This is a genomic window from Streptomyces sp. NPDC093065, assembly GCF_044754585.1.
Taxonomy (GTDB): domain Bacteria; phylum Actinomycetota; class Actinomycetes; order Streptomycetales; family Streptomycetaceae; genus Streptomyces.
The window spans coordinates 63818-79841 of record NZ_JBIVPJ010000018.1; the positions used below are offsets into that span (position 1 = coordinate 63818).

15 protein-coding genes are annotated in these 16024 nt (G+C 73.2%); 7 read left to right on the forward strand and 8 right to left on the reverse strand.

The features are described from left to right. Positions 1-9: 9 nt before the first annotated feature. The 6 genes from ACIQFU_RS27395 to ACIQFU_RS27420 form a co-directional block, all read right to left on the reverse strand. On the reverse strand, positions 10-1545 hold the full coding sequence (locus ACIQFU_RS27395) for a sialate:H+ symport family MFS transporter (RefSeq protein ID WP_402554864.1): 1536 nt from the start codon (positions 1543-1545) through the stop codon (positions 10-12). A gap of 78 nt (positions 1546-1623) precedes the next feature. Further along, entirely contained in the window at positions 1624-1824 is a 201-nt protein-coding gene (locus tag ACIQFU_RS27400; protein ID WP_402554866.1) for a hypothetical protein, read from the reverse strand. Positions 1825-1890: 66 nt separating this feature from the next. Then, positions 1891-2517 carry a histidine phosphatase family protein gene (locus ACIQFU_RS27405; protein WP_402554868.1) on the reverse strand — a complete coding sequence of 209 codons (627 nt, stop codon included), beginning with the start codon at positions 2515-2517 and terminating at the stop codon, positions 1891-1893. Between the two features lie 105 nt (positions 2518-2622). Next, the gene (locus ACIQFU_RS27410; protein WP_402554869.1) at positions 2623-4782 is read right to left on the reverse strand and encodes a SpoIIE family protein phosphatase; all 2160 of its coding nucleotides are present in this window, start codon (positions 4780-4782) and stop codon (positions 2623-2625) included. A 186-nt stretch (positions 4783-4968) separates the two neighbouring features. After that, on the reverse strand, positions 4969-6153 hold the full coding sequence (locus ACIQFU_RS27415) for a type III polyketide synthase (protein WP_402554870.1): 1185 nt from the start codon (positions 6151-6153) through the stop codon (positions 4969-4971). Positions 6154-6470: 317 nt separating this feature from the next. Next, the gene (locus ACIQFU_RS27420) at positions 6471-7178 is read right to left on the reverse strand and encodes a TetR/AcrR family transcriptional regulator (RefSeq protein WP_402554871.1); all 708 of its coding nucleotides are present in this window, start codon (positions 7176-7178) and stop codon (positions 6471-6473) included. Positions 7179-7322: 144 nt separating this feature from the next. Between ACIQFU_RS27420 and ACIQFU_RS27425 the strand changes: the two genes are divergently transcribed. Beyond that, positions 7323-8444 (forward strand): FAD-dependent oxidoreductase, encoded by a 1122-nt coding sequence (locus ACIQFU_RS27425; RefSeq protein WP_402554873.1) that lies wholly within the window; start codon positions 7323-7325, stop codon positions 8442-8444. Positions 8445-8695: 251 nt separating this feature from the next. On the opposite strand, the gene ACIQFU_RS27430 is transcribed toward ACIQFU_RS27425, so the two are convergent. Then, a complete protein-coding gene (locus ACIQFU_RS27430) occupies positions 8696-9151 on the reverse strand; it encodes a DoxX family protein (RefSeq protein WP_402554875.1) in 456 nt (151 codons plus the stop codon). Between the two features lie 307 nt (positions 9152-9458). Here ACIQFU_RS27430 and ACIQFU_RS27435 point away from each other — a divergent pair, with 307 nt between their 5' ends. The 3 genes from ACIQFU_RS27435 (at position 9459) to ACIQFU_RS27445 (ending at position 11783) form a co-directional block, all read left to right on the forward strand. Next, on the forward strand, positions 9459-10193 hold the full coding sequence (locus tag ACIQFU_RS27435; protein ID WP_402554876.1) for a lytic polysaccharide monooxygenase: 735 nt from the start codon (positions 9459-9461) through the stop codon (positions 10191-10193). A 130-nt stretch (positions 10194-10323) separates the two neighbouring features. After that, positions 10324-10755: an NfeD family protein gene (locus ACIQFU_RS27440; RefSeq protein ID WP_402554877.1), complete on the forward strand. Its 432-nt coding sequence runs from the start codon at positions 10324-10326 to the stop codon at positions 10753-10755. A gap of 2 nt (positions 10756-10757) precedes the next feature. Continuing rightward, positions 10758-11783, forward strand: coding sequence for an SPFH domain-containing protein (locus ACIQFU_RS27445; RefSeq protein WP_402554879.1), 1026 nt, complete (start codon positions 10758-10760; stop codon positions 11781-11783). Positions 11784-11787: 4 nt separating this feature from the next. On the opposite strand, the gene ACIQFU_RS27450 is transcribed toward ACIQFU_RS27445, so the two are convergent. Beyond that, complete coding sequence (locus tag ACIQFU_RS27450; protein ID WP_402554881.1) at positions 11788-12714, reverse strand: DUF3152 domain-containing protein; 927 nt, start codon at positions 12712-12714, stop codon at positions 11788-11790. 113 nt (positions 12715-12827) lie between these two features. Between ACIQFU_RS27450 and ACIQFU_RS27455 the strand changes: the two genes are divergently transcribed. From ACIQFU_RS27455 to ACIQFU_RS27465, 3 genes are read left to right on the forward strand one after another with little or no spacing between them, the layout of a single operon-like run. Then, positions 12828-13517, forward strand: a complete 690-nt coding sequence (locus tag ACIQFU_RS27455; RefSeq protein ID WP_402554882.1) for a response regulator — start codon at positions 12828-12830, stop codon at positions 13515-13517. Between the two features lie 11 nt (positions 13518-13528). Continuing rightward, positions 13529-15187, forward strand: coding sequence for an ATP-binding protein (locus ACIQFU_RS27460; RefSeq protein ID WP_402554884.1), 1659 nt, complete (start codon positions 13529-13531; stop codon positions 15185-15187). Continuing rightward, positions 15184-15888 (forward strand): hypothetical protein, encoded by a 705-nt coding sequence (locus ACIQFU_RS27465; protein ID WP_402554885.1) that lies wholly within the window; start codon positions 15184-15186, stop codon positions 15886-15888. Before ACIQFU_RS27460 ends, ACIQFU_RS27465 begins: the two co-directional genes overlap by 4 nt. The last annotated feature ends 136 nt before the right edge of the window (positions 15889-16024 follow it).

The following is a 16024-nucleotide window of genomic DNA, read 5'->3' on the forward strand; positions in this document are numbered from 1 at the left end:
GCGCGTGGCTCAGTGCCGCCCGCCGGGGCCCGTGCGTTCCGCGGCCGGCCGCAGTCCGGGGGCGCCGCCGGCCGCCGGCGCGGCCGGAGCCGGTCCCGGTGCCGATCCGTTCGCCTCCGGGATCCCCTGCGCCAGGTGATCGCGCGGGGCGTCGGGGTCGACCAGCCGGTTGAGGCGGGCCGGGACGTCGAGACCGACCAGAAGGACCACCAGGATCGTGCCGGCGAACGTCAGCACGGCCAGCGAGGTGCCCAGGGACTTCCCGTCGGCGAGCCGGGCGCCGAGCACCGGGGCCACGGCGCCGCCGAGCGCGCCGACGTTGTAGGTGAACCCGAGCCCCGAACCGCGGCTCTCGGTGGGGAAGTGGCCGCCGATGTAGCGCGGCAGCAGCCCGGAGATGCCGAAGCTCAGCGCCTGCAGGGCGAAGAGCAGCACACCCATCAGGAGCAGGTCGTCCTTGGTCGCGAACACCGGGAAGACGAACGCCAGAGAGGCGGTCAGCGTGAAGGCGTACGCCTTGCGGGTGCCGATCCAGTCGCCCACGAAGCCCGCCAGGACGCAGCCGGCCGCCGTGCCGAAGCCCGCGAAGTACAGGACGTCCGTGACCTGGTCGGGCGTGTAGCCCAGGTCGTTCTTGAGATAGGTGGGCAGCAGGGCCTGGATCGGCCAGGTGTACAGGAACGCCACGAAGACGGTGACGATCAGGGACAGGTACAGCAGCCAGCCCTCGCGCCCGCCGAGCTGAACGGCCAGCGCGACCAGACAGGCGCCGGCGAGTACGGACAGCACGGGGACGGCACCGGCCCCGACCGGGGTGAACACCGCGAACAGGGTGACCGTGCCCAGCACCACCAGGGTCGTGTTGACCGCGGCAAGGGCGCGGGTGGCGAACAGGGGCCGGAAGGGGTTGGGCCGCTCCGGCCGCTCGCCGACCGAGGCACTCCACTCCTCCGCCTCGGGCAGCGCGCGGCGCACCCACAGGGCGACGATCACCGGCAGGATGCCGAGGAAGAACATCCAGCGCCAGCCCAGGTTCGGCACGACCCACTCGTAGCACTCGGCTGCGAGCACCGAGCCGATCGAGAATCCGGAGATGAGGAAGCCGGAGGCGCGGTTGCGGACCCGAGCCGGCCAGCTCTCCAGCACGTACGTCGCACTCGCGCCGTACTCGCCGGCCATGCCCGTCCCGACGAGCAGCCGGGCGGTGAACAGGCTCGTCCAGTCCCACGCGAAGCCGCACGCGAAGGTGCCGAGCGAGTACAGCAGGATGCTCGCCACCATGGACGCCTTGCGCCCGAAGCGGTCGCCCACCGCGCCGAGCACCGCGCCCCCCAGCCAGCGGGTGATGAAAGCGCCGGAGATCAGGCCGGCGGCCTCGACCGTGCTCAGACCGAACTCGTCACTGATCTCGGTCAGGACCAGGGTGATGAGGACGAAGTCGAATCCGTCCAGGACGTATCCGATCCAGGCGGCGAAGAACGACTTCCACCGCGTGCGGCTCACTTCCCGGTACCAGGGCGGTGCCGCTGCGGGCTCGGTTGTCACGGTGTCTCCAGGATGCGCTCTTCGCCGAGCGATGGTTCGGTGGGGCGCCGCCCCGGGGCCGGGGGACGGCGGGTGGGGTCAGTCCGTCCGGGGGACGGCGATCACCCCGGGCCCGAGGCCACTGAGGCGAGCCATGCGTTCGGCGGCGAACGCCGCGCGCGGGGGAACCCAGTAGCGCTCGCCGATGCCGGCCACGCCACCGCCGACAATAACCGGGTCGGGGCCGAAGGCGTCGGCGAGGTCGCCCAGGGCCCGTCCGGCGGCTTGGGCCCCCTCCATGCCCCCGGCCGAGAACGCGTCGCGCGGCCGAAGGGGACGCGCTGGGTCTGCTGGACGCCCCGTCGGTCAGACCCGCACTTCGGGGGGAAAGCCGGTCCAGCGCAGCTCGTCGGGCAGGTGCCGCATGTCGTTGCAGAGGAGGACGGAGGGCGCCCGGCCGGGGGCGTAACGGATGACCGTGAGGGCTGCGTTGCAGTGGTTGAGGCCGAGCCAGCGCCACTTGGGCGCGTGCATGGCGTCCCGGACCAGCCAGGCGACGAGGAAGTTGTGGGTGACGACCAGGTCGTGACGGTCCTCCGTGCCGTCCGTGACCGCCCCCGTGAACCGATCGAGTGCCCGCCGGGCGAGTTCCGGGCCGCGTTCGCGTTCCTCGTCGTCGGCGCCCGCGAGGAAACGCAGGTAGAAGTCCGCCGCCTCGGCGGGAAGTTCGGACCGCTGAGGCAGGTGGGGCACGTAGTCACCGGCGACTTCGTCGGCACGCGGGGTGACGCCCTTCAGCTCGTCGGCGACCAGGCGTGCGGTCTGCTCCGCCCGCGGCAGGGGGCCGTGGTGGAAGGAGGTGAAGGGGGTGTTCCGCAGGCGCCTGCCGAGCAGGGTGGCCTGGCGCCGGCCGGTGTCCGTCAGTTCGCTCTCGTCCGGTGACGCTTCGCCGTGCCGGGCCAGGTAGAGGTAGCGGGTGGCCGTGCCGGTCATCTCGGAACTCCTTCGGTGCGCACGGGTGATCTCGTGCCTCACGGACGCCCGTTCCGAGCGCCCCGGTTCCCGCGCACGCCGCGCGAGCACGGCCCCGCGACCGCCTCACCGCACGACCTCCGCCCAGACCACCTTGCCCGTCTCCGTCCAGCGCACCCCCCACCGGGTGGTGAGCCGGTGCACCACGTGCAGGCCGCGGCCACCGTCGTCGAGGAGCCCGGCCCGGCCCAGCCGCGGCCTGCCGTTGCCCGTGTCGCCGACCTCGCACAGCAGGCCGGGACCGTCCCGGATCAGCCGTACCGTGATGGGCCCGCGGGCGTAGCGGACCGCGTTGGTGACCAGCTCGCTGACCAGGAGCAGCACACTGTCCCTGGTGCTGTCCCTGGTGCGCCACTGCCGCAGCAGTCCGGAGACCAGCGCGCGGGCCCGGGCGGCCGCGTCGTCACGGGCGGGCAGCCGCCAGGTCGCGGTGTCCCCCTTCCGGTAGCCGATCATGCGCGCGAGCAGCAGGGTCACGTCGTCGCGCTGGCGCGCCGGCATCACCTCGGAGACCACCCGCCGTGCGGCCTGCTGCAGCGTGTCCCAGGGGTGCACCGTGGCCACGGCGTCCGCCAGCCTGCCGATGCCCTCGTCGATCGGCACGGCCGGATCCTCCACCAGGCCGTCCGTGTAGAGGGCGAGCAGGGAACCCGGTGGTGCGACGAACGTGTGCACGCCGAACGGCTCCCGAAGCGCGAACTCGGCGCCCAGGCCCGGGTGCGGGTGGACGGCGAGGGGGCCGGCGTGCCCGTCCGGCGACACCAGGATCGGGGGGAGGTGGCCCGCGCTGGACAACGCCACCCGGTGGCTGACCGGGTCGTAGACGGCGATGCAGCAGGTCGACCCCAGGGCGCTGTAGCCGGCCGCCAGCCCGGTCTCCGCGTCGTCCAGCAGCGTCACGGTCTCGTCCAGGTGCTCAAGCACCTCGTCGGGCGCCAGCCCCGCGGACAGCAGCGCGCGGGCCTCCATGCTCAACTGGCCCATGGTCGCCGCCGCGCCCAGGCCGTGGCCGACGACGTCACCGACCACCAGCGCGGTCCGTCCGTCCGGCAGCGGGAAGCTGTTCACCCAGTCACCGCCGACGCCCGCGCTGTCGGGGGTGGCGGGCTGGTAGACGCTGGCGGTCTGGATGGTGCCGCCGCCGGACCGCGGCAGCAGCCGGCGCTGCAGGGCCAGCACCTGCGTGTGCTCGCGCTGGTGCTGGCGGGCCAGGTCCACGTGGTGGGAGGTCCTGGCGACCAGTTCCTCCAGGTCGAGCAGCTCGCTGTCGGCGAAGGGGCGGTCGGCCCGCCGCCAGACCTCCGCCACGCCCAGGACGACCGGCGGATCGCCTTCCAGCACCAGCGGCACGCACGCCACACCCACCGACCGGTCCGACGGCACCAGGGCACGCACCAGCCGCGGGCTTCCGAGTACGCGTTCGATCGATTCACGGTCGGGGACGACGATGGACTGCGGGGTGTCGGCACGCCGTATCGCCTGCGCCAGCAGGCGACTCGCCTCGCCGGGGAGATCGTCGCCCAGGGTGACATAGCCCTCGGGCCAGGCCCGGTCCGGCACCAGGGCCGCCCTGCGCAGCCGGATGCGGCCCTGCGCGCGCTCGGTGACCCCCTCGCCCGTCCACACGGCGAAGTCGAGATCGATGGCGGCCACGTCTCCCCAGGCCAGCAGGGACTCCGCGAGCGACTGCGCGGTCTCGCCGATGTCCAGCGAGGTGCCGATGGCGGTCTCGGCGGCGTACAGGTGCAGCCTCCTGGCCATGGCGATCAGGGAGACGGTCAGACCCTCCTGAGGAGCCGCCGCGGGCAGGATGCTCATCGAGACCACCAGCTCCGACCCGTCGGCCCGGCGGAGCCGCTGCACTCGGGCCACGTGCGCCTCACCGGTCTCGAGGACCTGCCGCAGCCGCCGGGTGACCGTCGGCACGTCCCCCTGCGGCAGCAGATCGACGAACGGACTGCCGACCACCGCGTCCAGCCCCGCGAAGACGGGTGCCTCAAGATTGCGGTGGGTGACCCTCAGCTCCCGGTCGAGATTGACCGCACCGAGGATCTGCTCCTGGCGGCCCGCCGCCGGAAGGTCGTGCTCCGGCGGGTGACCGGCGGAATCGGCCGGTGACTCGGCAGGGCCGGACGCCGCCGCCTGGCCACGCGGGATGTAGTGCCCCAGGGCGCTGCTGACCAGGTCGAACGGCGACGAGGACGAAGAGGGGGGTGTGGAGTCCATGCGGCTCCCTCAGCTCACTCGCCAACCCCGGCACAGTGCCGGGGCCGTACCCGAACCCATGCGGAAGAGCCCCGAGTACCCCGACCGCACACCCCATTCAATAACACCCGCGGACGCTTCGCCCACATCAGCGGGCCGCACGGCGAACACGGACGGTGACGGTGTCGCGTCCCTGCCGCCTCGCGCCTACAGCCACTCCCCTTCGAGGGCGGTGGCCGTGAGGCCGGGTGCCGCCGCGTACAGGACGGCACGGCTGCCGGCCTTCTGCCCGGCGTCGTGCGCCCGGCGCAGGATGTCGAACACGGCGGCGCCCCCGCGGTTGCCGGTGGTGTAGCTGTCCCGGCTGTACTCCAGGAGTCCCGACGGCCACTCGGCGGGCATCGTCTGCTCCATGTACTCCAGCACCCGGGTGCCGCCGGGGTGCGCGAGCAGCACGTCGGGGTGCCAGGAGGCGGGGTCGTCCTCGTAACGGACACGGAGCCATTCCCACATCGCGGTGACCGTGTCCTGCACCGCGCGCGGCCCGCGCCGGTCCATCACGAAGTGGGTGCCGTCCGCCCGCGTCTCCAGGCGGTGCAGATCCCGCGTGCCCGGCAGGGTGTGGTGCCAGGCGGCGTCCAGCCGGAGCACCGACTCGGGCCGCGGCCGGCCCGTGACCACCGCCGCGACCGCAGTGTCCGCGAACAGCAGCCGGACGATCAGGGACTCCAGGGTGTCGTCCGCGGGCTGGTAGGTCGTACTCAGCGCCTCGGAGATCACGACCAGGACCACCCGGTCGGGGTCCGCCGCCACCAGCTCCGCCGCCAGCGCCAGGGAACGGGTCCCGGCCACGCAGGCCCACTGCGTGGCCGGCAGCAGCATGGTGTCGCCGCGCAGCGGGAGCCGGTTGGCCAGGGCGACGTCCAGTCCGGGCAGCGCCGGGGTGGTGGAGTTGCTGGTGATCAGGCAGTCGACGTCCGCGGCGTCGAGACCGGCGATCTGCAGGGCCCCGCGTGCCGCCCGCTCCCCGTAGGACTGCACGGCCTCCCAGGCCGGTGCGGTGCGCTCCTGGACGGTCTGCGGTGCGGGCACCGCATCGAGAGCGGCGATCACGCGGTCCGCGTCCTGCTCGGTGAACCCGTCGCGGATCAGCGCCTCCCGGGCGGGCACCGCGCCGGCGGGCCCCACGGCGCTCCCGGTGCCGGGCGCGACGGCGGCCTCCAGCGGAAGCATCCAGCCGCGGGTCTCGATCCCCGTACTGGCCGCGATGCCGTCGACCCGCGGCGCCCACGCCGCGTCCGGGTGCCGGCTGTGTACTTCCGCCACGATCTCTCGGGTGTCTACGGAGTGTTCGCCTTGTATCACGGCGGGCGGGCACAGGTATGCGGCCACGATCGGCACCTTTCTGCGGAGTCTGCGGTGAGCAGGAGCAGGGGGTCAGGGAGCAGGAGGTCAGGGAGCAGGTGAGTCGGCGTAGCGGGTGAGCCGTCGGGGGAGGGGAGCGTCACGTGTGCTGTGGTGTGGCTCACTTCGGTACGCGGCGACCAAGTCGTCGGCGGGGCGCGCCACTTCGGGCGGCGCCTCTCACTTCGAGCATGGCGGCGAAACGGGCATTTACGCAGTGACCCACGCAACTTGGGCGGCATCGGGGTACGTGAGACGGCGCACACGCCGAGGGTCGCCTCGGCGGCGCGCGGTCGCGGCCGGTTCTACTCGCCGGCCCGGTGAAGTGCCGCGATGCCGGCGAGGACGAGGGTGAGCCCGGCGAGGAACTGCTCGCGGTCGTCGTGGCCGCGCACCTGGGCCGCGACGGCCCGGGTGAAGGGGTAGGCGTCCGGGTCGAGCCCTTCCCATGCCGCCGACACGGTGTCCAGGAACTCGTCCCGGTCCACGCCGGGCCCGGGGGGTCCGGCGCTCGCGGAGTTCGCGGCGTTCTGGCCGGCCGCGCCGAGGATGTAGTGCATCAGCGCCGAGGACGCCGTGAACCAGTCGGCCTCCGGCACGCCCATCGCCCGGACCTGCCGGCCGAGGCTCTCGAAGATCCGCGGCGCCACCGACCCCCAGGGGGTGCGGGAAAGCTGCGTGGCGAGCTGTGCCGCCAGCCACGGGTGCGCTTCGGTCGCGTCGAAGAGGCCGAGCGCGACGGCGCGGACCGCGTCCTGCGGCGAGTCGGCCGTCCCGGCGGGTTCGACGGTCACGGCGGCGACGACCGCGTCGGTGGCGGCGGCGAGGAGTTCCGCCTTGCCCGTGATGTGCCAGTAGATCGCCCCGGGGCCGGTCGCGAGGCGCTCGGCCAGCGCACGGAAGGTGAGGCCGCGCTCGCCCACCGTGTCGAGCAGTTCGACGGCCGCCGAGACGATGCGCTCCCGCGAGAGGGGTTCCTGACGCCGTTCCGGGCGGCGCGACCTGGGTGCCATGCGCCCATCCTAGACCGCGTGGAACACCGTTCCAGCTTGACAGGCTCTGGAACGTCGTTCCACTGTAGAGGTGCTGGAACGGTGTTCCAGTGAGATGGCCTGCCAGCACCCCGCACGGCGGTCCGCGATCAGGAGGGAAGCGTCATGACCACACACGTCACGATCGTCGGCGCCGGACTCGGCGGCCTCACGCTCGCCCGAGTCCTGCACGTCCACGGGATCCCGGCCACCGTCTACGAGGCCGAGCCCTCCCCGAATGCGCGTGCGCAGGGCGGGATGCTCGACATCCACGACAACAACGGGCAGCCGGCTCTCCGGGCCGCGGGTCTGGCCGAGGAGTTCCGCGGGCTCGTCCTTGAGGGCCGTCAGGCGTCGCGGGCCCTCGCCGCGGACGGATCGGTCCTGTTCGAGGAGACCGACGACGGCACGGGCGGGCGCCCCGAGGTGATGCGCGGCGAACTGCGCCGGACGCTGCTCGACTCGCTGCCGGCGGGCACCGTCCGCTGGGGGCACAAGGTCCGTGCCGTCCGTTCCCTCGGCGGCGGCCGGCACGAGGTGACCTTCGCCGACGGCACCTCCCGCGCCACGAGCCTGCTGGTCGGCGCGGACGGCGCGTGGTCCAGGGTCCGGCCGCTGCTCTCCGGCGCCGTGCCCGAGTACGTCGGCATGTCGTTCGTCGAGACCTGTCTGTACGACGCCGACACCAGGCACCCGGCCACCGCGAAGGCGGTCGGCGACGGAGCGATGTACGCGCTCGCGCCGGGGAAGGCGATCCAGGCCCACCGCGAGACCGGCGGGACCCTGCACGCGTACGTCGCCCTGCGCAGGACGCGGGAGTGGTTCGACGGCGTCGATCTCGCCGGGCCGGCGGGCGCCGCCCGGGTGGCGGGGGAGTTCGCCGGCTGGGCGCCGGAGCTGACCGCGCTGATCACCGACGCCGACACCGTGCCGGTCCTGCGCCCCCTCCACACCCTCCCCGCCGGGCACCGGTGGGAGCGGGTGCCGGGCGTGACCCTGCTCGGCGACGCCGCCCACCTCATGCCCCCGTCCGGGGAAGGAGCCAACCTCGCCATGTACGACGGCGCGGAGCTCGGCACGGCACTCGCCGCGCACCCCCATGACATCGAGGTCGCGCTCACCGCGTACGAGCGGGACCTGTTCCCGCGCAGCGCCGCCGAGGCCGCCGAGGCGGCCCGGCTCCAGACGCTGATGTTCGGCGACGACGCGCCGCACGGCCTGATCAGGATGTTCGCCGGCCAGGGATAGCGGGTTGCCGCCCCTCGGCGCTCGGCGCTCGGCGCTCGGCGCTCGGCGCTCGGCGCTCGGCGCTCGGCGCTCGGCGTGGCGAGTCCGTATGCCGCCGGCGGTCGTCCGGGGTGGGTGTGCTCTGCGGACGCCGTCGACCGACCCGGCGGCCCGGGTCGGTCGCGGTGTGCAACGTCGGTCTCGCGGTCGCCGACAGCGCGTCGAAGGGGAGACGCACGCCGCCCCGTTCGCCGGTCGGGGCACGCGATGACTCAGGCCGACGTCGCTCTGTCCGCGGGCAGCGACCCGCCGACCGGCCGGCCGTCGTCCTTGAGGCGGGGGCGCAGGCGGGAGGCCAGGGTCCAGCGGCCCGGTCCGACGGCGGCGACCAGGAGGAAGGACCAGCAGAACATGGCCGCGTTCTCCCCGCCGTTCTCGATGGGGAAGAGCCCGTCGGGCTGGTGCTCGACGAAGTAGGCGTAGGCCATGGACCCGGAGCACAGGATCGCCGCGGTGCGGGTCGCGAGGCCGCACAGCACCAGTGTGCCGCCGACGAGTTGCACCACGGCGGCCCACCAGCCGGGCCAGGCGGCGAAGCCGGGTGAGGCTCCGTGCGGACCGCCCAGGACGTCGAACAGGGTGGCGGCTCCGTGGCAGGCGAACAGCAGGCCTACGACGATGCGGAAGAGCGCGATCACGTGCTCCCTGCGTTTTTCCAGCGCTTCCAACGGTGGTGCTCCTCTCTTGCGCAGCGGTCGCCGGCGAACCGGGTGACCGGTGGGGATGGCGCAGCACGGGGCGGGGTCCGACGGCGTCCTGAGGGAGGGGGTGACGCGCGGCCCATTCGACTGTTAACCATCACGACGATCCTTGTCTAGACCAATAGCGCAACGAGTTGACCGCGAGGAGAGAAGCGTCAAGTCCCTGCGACCGGCTGCCGGTTGATGTTGCGCGAGCTCTTGACCGGACCGACTTCGCCGCTATGGTCTAGACCTGAACTCGTCAGGTCTAGACCTGTATCGAAAGGGGCACGACATGCGCACCAAGAGACGGGTGGCCTTCGCGGTCGGGGCGCTGGTCGCTCCGCTGCTCGCCGTCAGCCTTCCGGCGAGCACGGCCGGCGCCCACGGGTGGGTGACCTCGCCCGGCAGCCGGCAGGACCAGTGCGCCGCGGGCATCGTCGACTGCGGCCAGATCAAGTACGAGCCGCAGAGCGTCGAGGGCCCCAAGGGCCTGAACAGCTGCAGCGGCGGGAACAGCCAGTTCGCCGAACTCGACGACGACAGCAAGGGCTGGCGGGTCACGCCGGTCGGTACCACGCACACCTTCACCTGGCACCACACGGCACGGCACGCCACCGCCAACTGGCAGTACTTCATCGGCAACCAGAAGATCGCCGAATTCGACGGCCACAGCGCACAGCCGGCCCCGGACGTGAGCCACCAGGTGAACTTCGGCGGCTTCACCGGCCGCCAGAAGGTACTGGCCGTCTGGAACGTGGCCGACACCGGCAACGCCTTCTACTCCTGCATCGACGTCAACATCGGCGGGACCGGTGGCGGCGACGGGGGCGGTGACGGCGGCGGAGACGGCGACCCGGGCGCCTGCGACGCCCCGGTGTGGAGCGCCGGAAGCGTCTACGGCGGAGGCGACACCGTCTCCCACGGCGGCCACAACTGGCGCGCCAAGTGGTGGGTGACCGGCGAGGAGCCCGGCACCACCGGTGAGTGGGGCGTCTGGGAGGACCTCGGAGCCTGCGCGGCCGCGTGACCGCGACCGGCCGGCGCGCACCGGCCGCGGCGCGCGCCGGCCCCGCGGCCGCTCCGGCGATCGCCGGTGACGAACGGGTCCGCTTTTCCCGAAAGCCGGTAAAATAATTGAAAAGCGGAAGGGGGTCGCAATGGACCCGTGGCTGATCTGGCTGATCGTTTCAGCGGTTCTGATCGTGGCGGAGATCTTCACCCTGACCGCCGCGCTCGGAATGCTCGGAGTGGCCGCGCTGATCACCTCCGGGTCCGCGGCGGCCGGTCTTTCCTCGCCTTTTCAGTTCCTGGTGTTCACGGTCGTCTCCGCCGTCACCCTCCTCTTCCTGCGCCCCGTCGCCCTCCGTCACCTGCTGCAGCCCCAGACCGAGCGATTCGGCGTGGAGGCCCTGGTCGGTCAGGCCGCCTACGTCGTCTCCGACGTGACGGGCAGGGAGGGCAGGGTCCGTATCGGCGGTGAGGAATGGACGGCCCGTTCCTACGACGAGACGCTGGTGATTCCCCGGGGTGCGACCGTCGACGTTCTGGAGATCAGCGGAACCACCGCATTCGTCTATCCCCGGGAGTGACCATGGAAGCCTCGGCGTTCCTCATCGCCGGTGTGATCGTCGCGCTTCTCGCCGTTTTCACCGTTGTACGCGCGGTGCGCATCGTGCCGCAGGCCCGCGCCCGCAACGTCGAACGGCTCGGGCGCTACCACCGCACCCTGAAACCCGGACTCAGCGTGGTCATCCCGTACATCGACCGCGTCTATCCGGTGATCGACCTGAGGGAACAGGTCGTCTCCTTCAAGCCGCAACCGGTCATCACCGAGGACAACCTGGTCGTCGAGATCGACACCGTGCTGTACTTCCAGGTCACCGACCCCCGAGCGGCCTTCTACGAGATCGCGAGCTTCCTCCAGGCGGTCGAGCAGCTCACCGTCACCACCCTGCGCAACGTCGTGGGATCCATGGACCTGGAGAAGACCCTCACCTCGCGCGACACCATCAACAGCCAGCTGCGCGGTGTGCTCGACGAGGCCACCGGCAAGTGGGGGCTGCGGGTGAACCGGGTGGAGATCAAGGCGATCGACCCGCCGCAGTCCATCAAGGACGCCATGCAGAAGCAGATGCGGGCCGAGCGGGACAAGCGGGCCGCCATCCTGGGCGCTGAAGGCCAGCGCCAGTCGCAGATCCTCACCGCCGAGGGCGACAAGCAGGCCGCCGTCCTGCGCGCCGAGGGCAACCGCACCGCCGAGATCCTCAAGGCGGAGGGGCAGTCCCGGGCCATCGACGAGGTCTTCCAGGCCGTGCACCGCAACGACCCCGACCCGAAGCTGCTGGCCTACCAGTACCTCCAGGTGCTGCCCCAGCTGGCGCAGGGTTCGGGCAGCACGTTCTGGGTCATCCCCAGCGAGGTCACCTCCGCGCTCCAGGGAGTGTCCCGCGCCTTCACCGAAGCACTGCCGCAGTCGCCGGCCACCCGGGAGAACCCGACGGACGACGGGGCGGCCCAGGCGGCCAGCGACACGGCACAGGCCGCCGAGGCCGCCGCCCAGGCCCTCGCCGACGCGGCCAGGGCCAACGGCATCCCCACCGAGGGCCACAAGGGGTGAGCACTCAGCCGAGGGCCGGCCCCGTGATCGGCCGGCCCTCGGCGTCGTAGGGCCAGACATTGGTCCGGCAACCGTGCAGGCCCTTGATCTGCTGCATCATCACCGGCGCCGGACGGCCCGCTCCCGGGCACCCCTCGTGCCCGTGGCCGAGGAAGTGCCCGACCTCGTGATTGACGATCAGCGCCCGGTACGACGCCACGTCGTCCGCGTAGTACTGCGTGGCCAGCAGCCACCGCTTGAGGTTGACCATGACGTCCCGGCCCACGTTGCAGTTGACCTCACCGCCGGTGTCCAGGCCGTACCGGCCGCATATGTCGTCCACCGTCCCCGCCGTCGCGAGCCGTACCCGGAAGTCGGACGTGCCGCCGGACACCCGCCGGAACCCCACCTTCCCGTCGGCCGTCCAGCCCCGCCCGTCGGCGAGGACGCGCTCGACCTCGGACGCGACCTCCCGTGCCGGGATCCCGATGCCGTCCTCGACCTGCACCACGTACGTCAGCGTGCGCTCGCTGCCGCCGACCCGGTCGCCGCCGCCTGCGGCGGTGGCGAAGGTCCCGGGCCCGGACGACGGAATCGAGCCGGGATCCGGCTTCTCCTCCGCCTCCTCTGCCTTCTCCTCGCCTTCCGAGGCGCCCTTCGAGGCGTCCTTCGCCGTCTCCTCCTCCGGCTCGGGCGTGGGCCCGTCCTTCCCGGGCTCCTCCGTGCCGCCGGTCTGCGGCGCCGACGCGGACGCGCCGGCCGTGTCGGCGGAGCGGCCGGCGGGTTCCGTGGCGCCCCGGAGGGCCAGACCGCCGGCGAGCACCAGGACGGCCCCGGCCGTAAGCCCCGGCCACAGCAGACGCGGCCGACCACCCTTTCGGGCACGGCCGGCGCGGCGTCGGCGGCCCGGGGGAGAGGTCGGCGGGAGGTTCGGTCGGCGGCGCTCGTTCATGATCACAAAGCGTGCCCGGTGCGTGTGATCGCGGGTGGACGCCTTTTGGACCGCTGTGTAACAGCCGTCACCCGTACGCGGACTCCCACCCGCGCACACGCATACTGAGGTCCATGCCACGGGTCCTGATCATCGAAGACGACCGTGCCGTCCGGGACGGCGTGCTGCTCGCCCTGCGCCGGCAGGGGCACGAGGTCGCCGCCGCCGCGACGGGCGAGGACGGTCTCGAACAGCTCCGGTCGTTCCGGCCCGAGGCCGTGGTCCTCGACCTGATGCTGCCGGGCATGTCGGGCCTGGAGGTGTGCCGCCGCATACGCGCCCACGACCAGGTGCCGATCATCATGGCCACCGCCCGCGGAGACGACACCGACATCGTCGTCGGACTGGAGTCCGGAGCCGACGACTACGTGGTCAAACCGGTCCGCGCCCGCGTCCTCGACGCCCGCATACGCGCCGTGCTCCGCCGCGTGGGCGGCGCGCCGGACGAGCAGGGCACGCCGCGCACCGAGCACCACGGCGACCTCGTCATCGACCGGGCCGGACTGACCGTCACCCACCAGGGCCGGCCGGTCGCCCTCGGCCCCTCCGAGCTGCGGCTGCTGCTCACCCTGTCCGCCTCCGCCGGGCAGGTGTTCAGCCGCCAGCAGCTCCTGGAGGCGGTGTGGGAGCACAGCTACCACGGCGACGCGCGCCTCGTGGACGCCTGCGTCAAGCGACTGCGGTCCAAGATCGGCGAAATCCCGGGCAGCCCGCGCTACGTCCACACGGTGCGCGGCTTCGGTTACCGGTTCGGCCCCCGGTGAGGATCCCGCGGGTGCTGCGCGCGCTGATCGGGCTGCGCCTGCGGCTGGTCGTGGCCTTCACCCTCGTCGCCGTCGTGGCCACGGTGACCACCGGCGCGCTGACCTTCCGCGAGGCACGCACCGGGATACTGCAGCAGAGCCAGGACACGGTGATCGAGGACTTCCGGCACCGCGTCAACACCCTGGTCCCCAACTACCGCTTCCCGCCCGACGCGGCCGACCTGCAGTCGTTCGCCGCCGACGTGTCCAGGGGCGGGCGGTCCCAGCCGTGGCGGGTGCTGGTCGCCTACCGGGAGGCCCGGGCGACCTCCGCCCCCGGGGACTCCTTCGCGGAACTGTCCCCGGCGATGCGCGAGTCCGTGCGCTCCCGCCGGGCCACCGTGTTCCAGCGCGTGACGCACGACGGCCACTCCTCACTGGTCGTCGGCATGCCCGTCACCTTCGCCGGCCAGTACAGCACCGAGCGACCTGCCTCCGGCATCGAGGTCTACCTCACCGTGCCGCAGCAGGAGGAGCAGGGCTACGTCGACGCGCTGGTCGCCGCCATCGAGCGTGCCACCGTGCCGGCCCTGGTCCTGGCCGTCCTGGTCGCCCTCCTCGCCGCCCGCGGCGTCCTGCGGCCGGTGCGGGCGCTGCGCCGGGCGACCCGCAGCATCGCCGAGGGCCGCCTGGACACCCGGCTCGCGGTGCAGGGCTCCGACGAACTCGCGGACCTGTCCCGCACCTTCAACGAGACCGCGGCGGCGCTGGAGGGCTCGGTTGCCGAGCTGCGGCGCATGGAGGCCGGCGCCCGCCGCTTCGCCGCGGACGTCTCGCACGAGCTGCGTACCCCGCTGGCGGCGATGTCGGCGGTCACGGACGTGCTGGACGAGGACGCGGCCGGCCTGGACGACGACACCGCGACGGCCGTGCGTCTCATCAGCACGGAGACCACGAAGCTGGCCGCCCTGGTGGACGACCTGATGGAGGTCTCCCGGTTCGACGCGGGCGCGGCGGCCCTGCACCTGGACGAGATCGACCTCGCCGAGTCGCTGCGGCGCACGCTCGCCTCCCGCGGCTGGCAGGACACCGTGGAGACCGCCCTGCCGCGACCGGGGGAGCTGCGCGGCCGGGTCGACCCGCGCCGCCTCGACGTGATCGTGGCGAACCTCGTCGCCAACGCCCTCAGACACGGCGCGCCCCCGATCCGCCTGGAGCTCAGTGTCCAGGACGCCCCGCACGCCGGGAGGCAGGCCGTCGTCACGGTCCGCGACGGCGGGGACGGCATCCCCGAGAGCGTCCTGCCCCATGTCTTCGACCGCTTCTACAAGTCGGCCGACGCCCGCGCCCGGAGCGAGGGCAGCGGCCTCGGGCTGGCCATCGCCTCGGAGAACGCACGCCTGCACGACGGCACCCTCCGGGCGGCCAACCACCCGGAGGGCGGCGCCGTCTTCACGGTCGTCCTGCCACTGCGGCGGGACGACACGGAGGACCGGACCGGCCACCCGCAGCGGCCCCTGGACTCCGAGCCGCACCGGCGGGCCCAGCCGCACCGGCAGGCCGACCCGGACCCGGACTCGCACCCCGACCCGGACCGGCGCTCGAAGCCGACGCCGGAAGCCGACCCGCGTGCGGACACGGCGTCGGACCCGGACCCGCACGCGGACTCGGCCATGGAGGCCCGGACATGACCCCGTCGGCAGGCTCACGGACGGCCGCCCCGGCCCCGCACCCGCGTACGTCCGGCGGCCGGCCCGGCCGAAGTGCCCGGCGCGCGCTCCCCGTTCTGCTTGCGGCGCTGCTCCCGCTCACCGCCTGCGGCATCCCCGAGACCGGAGTGGTGGAGGCGGGCGAACCCGCAACCGGCGTCCTGCGACCGGGCGTCACGGCCGCGCCGTCGGAGACCTCGCCCGAGGCTGTGCCCCTCGTCGAGGTCCCGCTCTACTTCGTCGCGGACGGCGACCTGACGGCGGTCCCCCGCACCGTGGCGGGCTCGACCGACCTCGGCAGCACCGTGCTCATGCTGTTCAAGGGTCCAGGCCCCCAGGAACGGCGGAGGGGACTGACGACCGAGCTGCCGTCCGCCGCCGTGGCTCCCACCATCCGCACCGACGGCACGGTGGTCAACGTCCGGCTGCCGCGGACCGCCGGGAGTCTCAGCGACACGGCCGTCGACCAACTGGCCTGCACGGTCGCCGCCGCCCGACTGCGGCAGGACCCGGCGCTGGGGAGCGCGCAGGTGACCGTCGAGCAACCCGGCGGCCGGCTGGCCGGCCGCTCCAGCGACGACTGCCCGTCCGGCACGGCCCGCAACGCGGCCGGGCAACCCGAGACCGCCGCGGCCCCCGGGACGGGCGGAACCGGCGGCACCGGCGGAACTGACGCCTCGTAACCGGGTCCCGCGTGCTGGACTGGAGCCCGCACGGCCCGGCCCGTGTCCGCGTGCGCCAGGTGGCCCATCCGCCGGACGCCCGGCTCGGACCACGGCGTGGTCGTACGTCTGAGCCCATGACCCCTGGGTACTCTCC